At 40.2% G+C, this 2,130-nt stretch carries 3 protein-coding genes; all 3 read left to right on the top strand.

The annotated features are described in order from the left end of the window. Positions 1–146 precede the first annotated feature (146 nt). From LC586_RS40315 to LC586_RS40305, 3 genes are read left to right on the top strand one after another with little or no spacing between them, the layout of a single operon-like run. Positions 147–1,307 (top strand): tyrosine-type recombinase/integrase, encoded by a 1,161-nt coding sequence (locus LC586_RS40315; RefSeq protein ID WP_229491353.1) that lies wholly within the window; start codon positions 147–149, stop codon positions 1,305–1,307. A 2-nt stretch (positions 1,308–1,309) separates the two neighbouring features. Next, positions 1,310–1,672: a helix-turn-helix domain-containing protein gene (locus LC586_RS40310; protein WP_229491352.1), complete on the top strand. Its 363-nt coding sequence runs from the start codon at positions 1,310–1,312 to the stop codon at positions 1,670–1,672. Beyond that, a complete protein-coding gene (locus LC586_RS40305; protein WP_229491351.1) occupies positions 1,662–1,979 on the top strand; it encodes a GIY-YIG nuclease family protein in 318 nt (105 codons plus the stop codon). The genes LC586_RS40310 and LC586_RS40305 overlap by 11 nt, the downstream gene beginning before the upstream one ends. The last annotated feature ends 151 nt before the right edge of the window (positions 1,980–2,130 follow it).

Genomic DNA, 2,130 nt, shown 5'->3' with positions numbered 1-2,130 from the left:
CTCTAGGGTTTTTTGACATCTGGTAAACCATATATATTCATGTTTTGACACAATTTTCAAAGTTTAACTTGAGTTAAATAGTTTATAATTGAAAAATACAAGTTTCAGAATATTTATCTCCCTTATGTTTAAAGGAGAAGTAGGGTATGGTCCGTCCACACCTCACAGTTGTCTATTGCAATGAACCTCCCGCCAGACCAATTTCTTTTTCTGAGAAGCTTGCAGACCATTGCGCTATTTTGCAGGGATATCTGGACACGCACATCACGCGTAACCATAGTGATACCACTGTTTATAAAGAAGAGCATTTCCTTCAAGGATGGTTTGAAGGGGTAATGGTACAAGATGAACTTCACCCCAACGGGGAACGGCAACTGTTAATTTGGGAAGCGATGATGCCAATCTTGGGACGACAACGTATCGTCGAATTTAGCAAAGGACTGATCATCAGTGGATTAAAACCACGTACAGTTGCCAGCCATTTGGGTTCACTACGTCGATTATTTCAGTATGTTTTGGAATGGCCGTACATAAAAGGCTCTTCAATACAGTCGATTTCTGTTAAATACGGTCGCATTGAACAGCCCGTACTTTTGTACGATTACCCAGTACACGCGATTGACCATGATGATGAAGGCTTTGTTTTAACAGGTGAAAGGCTTAACGATTTTTATACCTTCATTTGGGAAAAGTATATTGCCCACAACCAGAAAAAACTGACAGCTTCACGGGACTACACAATGATTTTACTTGCTGGAGAAAGTGGCCTACGTGCTGACGAAATTCGCAACCTCGATGCCCTAGCTCCACATCGTGACCTTTTCTACGAACAAGGTTGTATTCAAACAAGGTTTGGTAAAGCAGTCAAAGGTTCAGGAAAACGCATACGAAAAACAGATTTTACTCAACTAGCTCAAGAAACAATGCGTGTTTATGAAGAGTATATTAGACCCAAATTTCCTAATGCCAAAACGAACCCTGCATTGTGGTTGACAGAAAGTGGTGAGCGAATCTCTTACAAAACAATGTGGCGTAATTTGCATGTTATTGGTATTGAAGCGAGAAAAGCAGGCTTAAATCTCCCCCCAAGTTTTGGCTGGCACAGTTTACGTAAATCCTTTGCTACCAACTACATGGAACAACATCCCGAAAAAGTCTGGGAACTGATGCACAAGATGGGGCATATAAATTTAAGCACCCTCCATCGCTACGTAAAATTTAATAGAGATTATTTCGACAGATGTACCAACCGCATTGTTAGTGAAATAATGTCTTCGGACATTGAAAAAAACCATATTGAGAAATAATTATGCCGATTGTGTGGAATCTGAAGAAGTGGCTGGCTGTTGAACGTGACATTTATCGACCCTCTGAATTACAAGCATTACTGGTTGAGAAAGTAGGCGTGCAGCTTTCACTTCAAGCGATTTCTTCATTAATTAATGGTAAACCAAGTGCGCTGAGACTCCAGACAATTCAAGCTTTATGCAATGCTCTCGATTGTCAACTCAGCGATTTTTGTGAGGTACTGCCTGACACACATAAAGAACAACTTCAAAAACGCTCTGAGTCGAATAATAATCCCAAGCGTCTGTATGGAGATAAACAGATAACTACTGACCAAGAAAACTTATTTCCCGACCCGCGCAAATACAAAAGTCATGAAGGATAAAAGTGAAAGATTAATCAACATTGAAACCCAAATGGACACAGCATACTACGTTTATTTAGTTTGCTGTGCCAATGGCACTCTCTACGTTGGATATACAAAAAATGTAGAACAGCGTATCGCTTTACATAATGCTGGACGAGGAGGTCGTTATACCCGTAGCAACCGACCCGTTGAACTAATTTGTAGCTGGTCTTTCAACAGTAAAATCGAGGCACAGCAAGCTGAACGTAATCTGAAGAAAAAGTCACCCGCACAAAAACTAGCATTTTGTCAAACAGCATCTCTGCATACTGGAGATTTCCCATGAATACCGATATAGATGACAAACAGCAGATTATTTGTATATTTTGCGGTTCGTTGCGTCCAATTTACCTGAAAACCATCAATATATGTCAGACTTGTTATCGAAAACAGTCTAGCACCAGATGTAATCGTTGTGGACGGGTGACACACTATAT

The sequence above is a fragment of the Nostoc favosum CHAB5714 genome, assembly GCF_020829495.1.
Classification (GTDB): Bacteria; Cyanobacteriota; Cyanobacteriia; order Cyanobacteriales; family Nostocaceae; genus Nostoc; species Nostoc favosum.
This window is presented reverse-complemented; position numbering and strand designations above follow the sequence as displayed.

What these genes read in the sequence shown, in the direction of transcription:
- LC586_RS40315 (WP_229491353.1), top strand. Translation starts at nt 147, where the DNA reads ATGGTCCGTCCACACCTCACAGTTGTCTATTGCAATGAACCTCCCGCC.
- LC586_RS40310 (WP_229491352.1), top strand. Translation starts at nt 1,310, where the DNA reads ATGCCGATTGTGTGGAATCTGAAGAAGTGGCTGGCTGTTGAACGTGAC.
- LC586_RS40305 (WP_229491351.1), top strand. Translation starts at nt 1,662, where the DNA reads ATGAAGGATAAAAGTGAAAGATTAATCAACATTGAAACCCAAATGGAC.